Genomic DNA, 8,009 nt, shown 5'->3' on the forward strand with positions numbered 1-8,009 from the left:
AAACCAGGAGGTGTCCTGCATAACCGCCTGAATGGCGGAGGCGATCTCGAACTCCGTCCGACGGAGCTCCGCTACGTTCTGCGCCATCACCAACACACAGGGCTGCCCCCCGACGCTCACCGCCTCGGCGGACAGGAGAAGGTCCAGCAGGTCGCCCGCACGCGTGCGCAACTGAATGTTAAAGTCGCGCACACTTTCACCGGCTTCCAGCCGCCGCTCCAGCTCCCGACCTATCGCTGCATCGGCCCACCACCCGAGCTCGCTGGCCGCTCTCCCGACCAATTCTGCCTCCCCATAGCCGCTCTCCCGAACGAAGGCCTCGTTGACCCGCAGCAGGCGGCAGCCGGAACGGAGGACAAGAAGGGCCGGCACCGGTGCCAGGCGGAAAGCCACACCGAAGCTTCCCTCGCTTCGCCGAAGAGCCTCCTCGGTTCGCTTGTGGGGCTCGATGTCGACGAAGGTGAAGAGCATGCAGTCGGCATCACCGACCTCGATCGGCTGTCCGGCGACCACCACCCGCTTCTCGCCGCCTCCAGCCAACTGCAGCACGGCTTCCATCTGAGGGATCGTGCGCCCCTGTTGCAGCCGCTCGACGGCGAATTCCCGCCGTGCAGCGCCCTCCAGCACGTCGATCTCGTAGGCTGAGCGGCCGACCACCTGATCCTCAGCGTATCCGGTCATTTCGAGGAAGCCGCGGTTGACCTTGATGTGGCGGTGGTCCGAGAGGCGCAGGATGACCGCAGGTGCCGGGTTCGCGCTGAAGGCCGCCTCGAAGCGCTCCTCGGCGTCGAAACGTGCGGTCTCGTCGTTCAGGATGAGCACAAGGCAGTTTGGAATGCCGACGGGGTCGTTGAGCACCAGACTGCGGATGCGGTGGGTCCAGAGGGCCTCATTCTCCCCGGCCGGCGCTACCTCCACCACCACCTCTTCGAAGGCCTCGCCGGCCATCACCCGCTCCATCGGGTAGGCGCCCTCCGGCAGGCGGTGCCGGTTGCGGTAGCGCAGCTCAAAGCGGCGGCGGTATTCGGACACGGTGGAGCCCAGCTCGGCCACCTCACGCACGCCGTGCATCCTGAGGGCCGCCTTGTTGGCCCAGGCGATGGTCTGGTCGGGGTTGATGAGGATCACGCCGTCCTGCAGGGCGGCAAGAATGAGCCGGAGCTGCTGCTGGTCGGCGTTGTCCTGCGACGGAAGGTCAGCCAATCGCAAGAACTCCAAACCAGAGGCCAACTACGCTGTTGGCAAACAGCTGCTTCAGCTCTGCAACGAGGGCTATACTGATTTGCAAAGCAACAGCCCTTCGCTGCTATCAGGCGCTGTGCGGACCGCTTCGCCTGCTCACCGAGGCTTTGCCTGGAGGGCGGTTGACAATCCCTCAGCCGAGTAGGGCTTGTGCAGCAGCTCGAAACCCTGAGTTCCACCAGTCGCGAGCACGTGGCTGTAGCCGCTGGTCAGGACCACGCGCAAGTTGGGCCAGCGGCGGCGGATCTCCCGGCCGAGTTCGATACCGCTCATGCCAGGCATCACCACGTCCGAGAACACCACGTCGAAATGGCTCGGCCCGCCCTCCAGGATCCGCAAGGCGGCCTGCGCATTGGGCGCCCAGGTTGCTGTGTAGCCGAGGTCGGTCAGCAACTGTCTTGCGAACTCGCCCACAACCGAATTGTCCTCGACCAGCAGCACGTTCCTACGGTCCGGATCGAGGATGCTCTCCTTCGTGCCTGCGGCACAGGGGGCGGCCGCTCTGGCCTCAGCCTTCGGCAGGTAAAGGGTGAAGGTTGTGCCCCGACCCACCTCGCTCTCGACATGGAGCTCGCCGCCGCTTTGCTTGGCGAAGCCGTAAACCTGGCTGAGACCGAGCCCGGTGCCTTTGCCGACCTCCTTGGTCGTGAAGAACGGCTCGAAGATACGGCCCAGTACCTCGGACTGAATGCCGGCTCCGGTATCGGAAACCGACACCGCCACGAACTCTCCCCGACTTCCTTTGTGCCCGCGGGACGGGGGCACCTCGGAAGCCAGCCAAGTCCTGAGGGTCAGACGGCCCTCCCCGTCCATGGCATCCCGCGCATTCACCGAGAGGTTGACCAACGCGGTCTCGAACTGGTTCGGGTCGGCTTGGACGGCACAACCCTCGCAGTTGATCGGCGTCTCGATGGTGATGCGCGCCCCCATGAGGGGCCGTATCAGGTCGGTGACGGCTTGGAGCCGTTCGCCAACGGCGAAGGCTTCCGGCTTGAGAGGCTGGCGACGGGCAAAGGCCAACAGCTGCCCTGTGAGCTTGGCCGCTCGGTTTGCCGTGTCGGAGATCGCTTCGACATACCGCCGCCGCCTCTCCTCCGACAGATTGGCACGGCCGAGCAGGTCCGCCGAGGAGCGGATGATCGTCAGCAGGTTGTTGAAGTCGTGCGCCACGCCGCCGGTGAGCTGGCCCACGGCTTCCAGCTTCTGGGACTGGCGCAGAGTCTCCTCGGTGGCCATCAGTTCAGCCGTGCGCTCGGCGACCAGACGCTCCAGTTCATCGGCCGCGAGGCGGGCCTCAGTGATGTCGACGTTGCAGCCGGTGTAGCCCAGGAAGGTGCCAGCATCGTCCGTGCGCGGCACGCCCTCGCAGCGCAGCCACCTTACCTGACCGTCGCGATCTCGCACGCGGGTCTCGGTCCGGAACGGCGCCCGTGCCTCGAAGGCCGCAAAGAAGGCGGCAGTGTGCCGCTCGAGATCGTCGGGAAGGACAATGCTGGCCCATCCGTCTCCCAGCATCTCCGCCGCAGGACGCCCGAACAGGTGGTCGTAGTGCATGTTGGCGAAGGTGACCTGGCCGGTCTCGTCGGTCATCCAGATCAGCGCCGGAGCACTGTCGGCCATGTGGCGGAACCGTGCCTCGCTCTCGCGCAGGGCCCCTTCGGCCTCGTGGCGAGCGGTGACGTCCAGGACGAACTCCACCACCTCGTCGCCGACCCGGCGCGCAGCGAACAAGCCCCACCAGCGCGAGCCGTCGCGGCGGTAGTACTGCTTCTCGTAGGGCGTGGTCTCACCGATCGTGGTCACCTCGGCAACCGCCTTCAGCGAGGGTGGGTGGAACTCGGGCGGGGTCAGCTCCTGCCAGGTCTTGCCGATCGCCTCCTCGCGGCTGAAGCCAGTCATCCGCAGGAAGGCATCGTTCACTTCGGTGAGGCCGAAATCGGGACCCCAGAATATCACCCCCACGGTCGAGATGGCGAAGGCTGTCCGAAGCCGGTCCTCGCTGCGGCGAAGAGCCGACTGCATTGTCTCGAGTTCAGTCACATCGCGCGACGAGGCGAGCAGCAGGCCGGACTGTTCCTCGCTGCCCGGCACCGAGGTGACCTGCACGTCCCAGTACTTCGGCGTTCCCTTCGCGGTCGGGCAGAAGCCCTGGAAGCGGCCCACCCGCCCGGCACTCGCCTCTGCCAGGGCGGCCTTGACCTTGCTCCGCTCCCGCTCGGGCCAAAAGGATGCCCACGGCTTACCGCTGACGTCCGGAAGACCGTCGAACTCCATCAGCTTTAGGCCAGGTCCGTTCATGAAGCTCACCCGCCCTTCTAGGTCGAGGAGCTTCAGGCAGTCGGGGTTGCTCTCCAGCACGTTGGTCAGCAGCACCTGGTTGGCTTCGAGCCGTTGACCCGCCTCGTGCTGCTCGGTGCGGTCACGAACGATCTTGCAGTAGCCGAGATGCTCTCCGGTTTCGTCATCCTCGAGGCGGGTCATGGAACCGGATCCCCAGAAGCGCGACCCGTCCTTGCGGCGATGCCAACGCTCGTCCCTGGCGCGACCAGTGGCCCGCGCTTGTGCCATTTCCAGGTCGCACACCTCCCCTGCCCGCTCCTCGGGCGTGAAGATTATGCGGGCGTGCTGGCCCAGCGCCTCGGCCTCGGACCAGCCCATGACGCGCTCGGCCGCGCTGTTCCAACTCGTGATGATGCCGTCGAGGTCGGTCGTGAAAATAGCGAAATCCGCCGCGCTCTCCAGAACCAGCTCGGCCAGACGACCTGAGCTCAGCTGGCGAGCACGAGAGGGGCTAACCGGCGTGCTGCTCATGGGACTGACCCGTGCAGAGGCTGGGAGCTTCGATCTGGCGCAGCAGGATCGGCTGTCCCTCAGCACGCTCGAGCAGGCGCAGGGCGGCGCGGACGACCTCGCTGGAACTCTGGTAGCGCCCAGAGGCGACGAGCCGCGAGACGAAGTCGCAGAGCTCATTCGTCAGAGCGACGTGAAGGCTGTGGTGCGCGGGCATGGTTCCCTTCTAGTCTGGTGTAACAAGGGTGTCACCCTGGTAACCCGCACCGTTCCGAAACGGATATGGCGGAGACGACGCCCAGCTCAATTGCCCTAGTTACTGCCCGTTCCATCCTGAAACGTGGTTTGCTGCCGTTCTGCGGCGGCCTGTGGTGGGCACCTCAAATGGCGCCCCATTCAGAGCCAAGAAGCGAAGGTTCCATCCCAGGAAAGGTGCTATTAACAGGGGTGCATGCCCTCGGCTGATCCCGTGACCGTTTCCCTCACTCCCGAACTGCGCCGCTACATCGAGGCGCAGGTCGCCTCCGGGCGGTATCAGACGGCCAGTGAGGTCGTTCAGGCAGGATTGCAACCGCTGACGATGTTGGATCCACCGCATCACCCTGGTCACGCCACTGCCGACACGACGATCTTCCCCAAGAAGGCCTGAGGTACATGGCCGAGCAAAACGGGGTGATGCAAGATCGCCCGAGTAGCCGTCGGTCGTGCTCGTCGTCGGGTTCTTCGTGGCCGGGGATAAGGGCTGACCTGGACTTGCCCCGGAAAAGTGGAGGGTTCCTGATGAGGCAAGAGGAACTCCATGACGCAGCAGAGACGGTTCACGAAGGAATTTGAGGAGGAAGCGGTCCGGCTGGTCCGGACCAGCGGGCGGAGCCAGCGCGAGATCGCCGAGGATCTCGGGATTGGTTTGTCGACGCTGGTCCGGTGGATCAGCCGGAGCCAGGACCGGCTGATCGATGAGCCCGAGCGGGCTGGGCAGGAAGATGCCGCGGCCGAGCTGAAGCGGCTGCGGCGGGAGAACGAGATCCTTCGTCAGGAGCGGGACATTCTCAAGCGGGCCACGGCTTTTTTCGCCCGGGAGGGAAGTCGGTGAAGTTCGCGCTCATCGATGAGGCGAAGAAGGAGTTCCCCGTGCACCGTCTCTGCCGTGTCCTTGGCGTCAGCCAGAGCGGCTCCTTCGCCTGGAAGGGCCGTCCGGCTTGTCGCCGTCAGCACGAGGACATGGTGCTGCTGGCGCATGTCCGCTCGGCCTTCGCGCGCTCCCATGGCACTTACGGCAGCCCGCGGATGACGCGGGAGCTGCAGGACAGCGGCTTGGCGGTCGGGCGCCGCCGGACGGCCCGCCTGATGCGGGAGAACGGGCTCCGCGCCCGGCAGAAGCGGCGGTTCAAGCGGACTACCGACAGCCACCATGCTTTGCCGATCGCGCCCAACCTGCTGGACCAGGACTTCTCGGCAGAGGGTCCCAACCAGAAGTGGGGCAGCGACATCTCCACCATCTGGACCCGCGAAGGCTGGCTGTATCTGGCGGTGGTCATCGACCTGTTCGCGCACCGCGTTGTCGGCTGGGCCGTGGCGGACCGGCTGCACCGGGAACTGGTGCTGGCGGCTCTGCGCAAGGCCCTCACCATGCGCCGCCCGGCACCAGGAATGATCCATCATGCCGATCGCGGCAGCCAATACTGCTCCACGGAGTACCAGGCCGAACTCCGAAAGCACGGCGTCCTGATCTCGATGTCCGGCAAGGGGAACTGTTATGATAACTCGATGGTCGAGAGTTTCTTCAAGACGCTGAAGTCGGAACTCGTCTGGCGCACCATGTTCGAGACTCGCCAGGACGCCGAGGGGACCATCGGCCGGTACATCGACGGTTCCTACAATCCCGTCCGGCGCCACTCCGCGCTCGACTTCACAAGTCCTATCCAGTTCGAGAGAATGGCCACCAACTGATCCAATGCCTCTCCACTAAACTGCAGCAAGTCCATTTTGCCGTAGAACGCATAACCGCAGTGGCAGCAGACCACGAGGCCCTGCAGCAGCCAGCCGGGCCGGCGTCGGCCGTCACGCTCGCGCCGGCGGTTCTCCTCAAGCTGGGCACCGGCCGCCTCGAACACTTCCGCATCCACGATGGCGGGCGCCGGGATCGGGATCCACTCCTCCGCGGGCACCCGCAGCTTGGAACCGGAGGCCACCCGCGGCGGGTAGGGCCGGCCGCGGATCGGGCGCAGCCTTTCTACCTTGGGCGTCACCGCGCGCGTGCGCCCGAACATCGCAGCCCTCCTGTAGGCTGGGTTGCGCAGCATGCCGGCGATGGTTGTCGTATTCCAATGGCCAAGCCCCGTGCGGGTCGGGCAGCCCATCTCCTGCAGCCGCCGGCCCGCCGTGCGAAGGCTCATCCGCTCAACGCCGATCCAGCCGAACAGCTGACGCACGACGCGCGCCTCGTCCTCCACGATCTCGATCCGGGCGACGCCTCCGGCCGCATGCCGGCCGATGTAGCGATAGCCCTAGGGCATGCCGCACATCGCGCTGACCGCACCGGAGAGGGCGGCATGACGTCGCCCACGCCGGCCGCGTACGAGGATGCGGGCGCGCTCGTACTCGGCGATCATCTCTTGAACCTGCAGCAGCAGGTCGTCCTCGGCCGAGCCGCCGATCGCTCGGTTGAGGAAGGCCACCTCGACGCCTGCCCGGCGGAGTTCCTCCACCAGCAGCACCTGATACGCGTAGCGCCGCGCCAGCCAGTCGGGCGCGTGGACGTAGAGCCGGTCGATCTCGCCGAACGCCGCCGCGTCCCGCAGCCGCTCGAGCGCCGGACGCACAAGCGTCGCACCGCTGTAGCCCTCGTCCACGTAGCCGTGTTCCGGGGTGATCACGGCCCCCTCCTCCGCGGCTCTCGCCCGCAACTCCGCAAGCTGGCCCGCCACCGTGTTCCCGCGCGCCTGTCCGTCGCTCAAGACCCGCGCATACAGCGCCGCCGCGATCCTATCCACGCTCAGCGCTCCTCGGCTCGGCCAGGGGTGTGTCCGTCACACGGCCGTTCTCCAAGACACGGTGTGGCGGACGCCGGGCCAGGCGGCGTGGGATGGGCACCAGCTGCTCGTAGGCCGCGGCAAGGCACTGCGCCGCCATCCGCGTCCCCTCGAAGGCGCTGCGGACCTGCCACTCGGGACGTCTCCCGCGCCCCGCCATGCGCGCGCTCCCCGGACCGTCGGGGCGCACCGGCGTCCAGGCCTTCCAGCGTGCCCGCCCGGAACCCCTCGCCATACCGAGCCTTCAGAGAAGCCCTATCCAGCAAAACCCGCCACCGAAATCTGGCAACATCGTGGAGCGAGCCGTCATCCGGCTCGTCGGCGCCCTCCTCCTTGAGCAGTCCGACGAACGGGCTACCCAGCGTTCTCGCTACATGACGCTGGAGACCATCGGCGTCGTGAGCGATACTGCCTCCCCCAGCCCGCCCCTACGAACTGCTCGCTCGCTGCCGTGCTGTTGGTGCTGTCGTGCCCTCCTGGAAGACGGTGGCAGCCTCCGCCATCGTGGCGCTGATTTCACGCAGCAGGGCAGAGCCTTTGACAGTGCGCTGCACGAGCACAGAGCGCCGGTCTTGCGGGTCGGTCTTGCGGCGAGCGAAGTCGAATTCGCCGAGGCGGTCCAGCGCGCGGGTAATGGCGGGCTTGGAGACATTCAGCGCCGAGGCCAGGCCGCGCACTGTATGCGGCCCCTCGCCGAGATAGACGGTCAGGAAGACGCCGAGCTGCCGTGCGGTGAGGTCGGGCCCGTCGCGACGGACGAGAGAGACAATGGTCTCTCGCAGGATCTCAATGAACTGGTCCGGTGTGCCTTGCACTAGCACCGATCTCCTAGGTCAGGGGGCACACAGGAAAGCCGGACGCCTGAGCGCCCGGCCTTTGTCGCGTCGTTCGCAAGCGGCACCGCGCCACTTGCCGAGCCCTGAGGTCAGGCGGCCGGCTTCTTGT

Annotated in this window: 8 protein-coding genes; 2 read left to right on the forward strand and 6 right to left on the reverse strand. The window is 66.4% G+C overall.

Going from position 1 to position 8,009, the window contains the following annotated elements; translation table 11 throughout:
• The 3 genes from D9599_RS29640 to D9599_RS29650 form a co-directional block, all read right to left on the reverse strand.
• Positions 1-1,203 (reverse strand): PAS domain S-box protein (locus D9599_RS29640; protein WP_232481098.1); only part of this gene is annotated, 1,203 nt, incomplete at its 3' end.
• A 135-nt stretch (positions 1,204-1,338) separates the two neighbouring features.
• Entirely contained in the window at positions 1,339-4,053 is a 2,715-nt protein-coding gene (locus D9599_RS29645) for a PAS domain-containing sensor histidine kinase (protein WP_198384937.1), read from the reverse strand.
• Positions 4,034-4,249: a type II toxin-antitoxin system ParD family antitoxin gene (locus tag D9599_RS29650; RefSeq protein ID WP_198384938.1), complete on the reverse strand. Its 216-nt coding sequence runs from the start codon at positions 4,247-4,249 to the stop codon at positions 4,034-4,036. Before D9599_RS29650 ends, D9599_RS29645 begins: the two co-directional genes overlap by 20 nt.
• A gap of 252 nt (positions 4,250-4,501) precedes the next feature.
• Between D9599_RS29650 and D9599_RS29655 the strand changes: the two genes are divergently transcribed.
• Positions 4,502-4,681: a type II toxin-antitoxin system ParD family antitoxin gene (locus tag D9599_RS29655; RefSeq protein ID WP_309228766.1), complete on the forward strand. Its 180-nt coding sequence runs from the start codon at positions 4,502-4,504 to the stop codon at positions 4,679-4,681.
• A gap of 150 nt (positions 4,682-4,831) precedes the next feature.
• Positions 4,832-5,982, forward strand: a protein-coding gene (locus D9599_RS29660) for an IS3 family transposase (RefSeq protein ID WP_375373097.1) whose coding sequence is annotated in 2 segments (ribosomal slippage) — positions 4,832-5,093 and positions 5,093-5,982 — 1,152 coding nt in all. Because the reading frame shifts where the segments join, the coding sequence is not laid out codon by codon here.
• Here the strand turns inward: D9599_RS29660 and D9599_RS29665 are convergent.
• The 3 genes from D9599_RS29665 to D9599_RS29675 all read right to left on the reverse strand — a co-directional run bounded on the left by D9599_RS29665 (position 5,907) and on the right by D9599_RS29675 (position 7,885).
• Positions 5,907-6,485 carry a recombinase family protein gene (locus D9599_RS29665; protein WP_198384941.1) on the reverse strand — a complete coding sequence of 193 codons (579 nt, stop codon included), beginning with the start codon at positions 6,483-6,485 and terminating at the stop codon, positions 5,907-5,909. The two genes, D9599_RS29660 and D9599_RS29665, sit on opposite strands and share 76 nt — an antisense overlap.
• 54 nt (positions 6,486-6,539) lie before the next feature.
• Positions 6,540-7,025 (reverse strand): recombinase family protein, encoded by a 486-nt coding sequence (locus D9599_RS29670; RefSeq protein ID WP_198384942.1) that lies wholly within the window; start codon positions 7,023-7,025, stop codon positions 6,540-6,542.
• 467 nt (positions 7,026-7,492) lie between these two features.
• On the reverse strand, positions 7,493-7,885 hold the full coding sequence (locus D9599_RS29675; RefSeq protein ID WP_198384943.1) for a MarR family transcriptional regulator: 393 nt from the start codon (positions 7,883-7,885) through the stop codon (positions 7,493-7,495).
• Positions 7,886-8,009: the final 124 nt, after the last annotated feature.

It is taken from the genome of Roseomonas sp. KE2513, from assembly GCF_016107305.1.
Classification (GTDB): domain Bacteria; phylum Pseudomonadota; class Alphaproteobacteria; order Acetobacterales; family Acetobacteraceae; genus Roseomonas.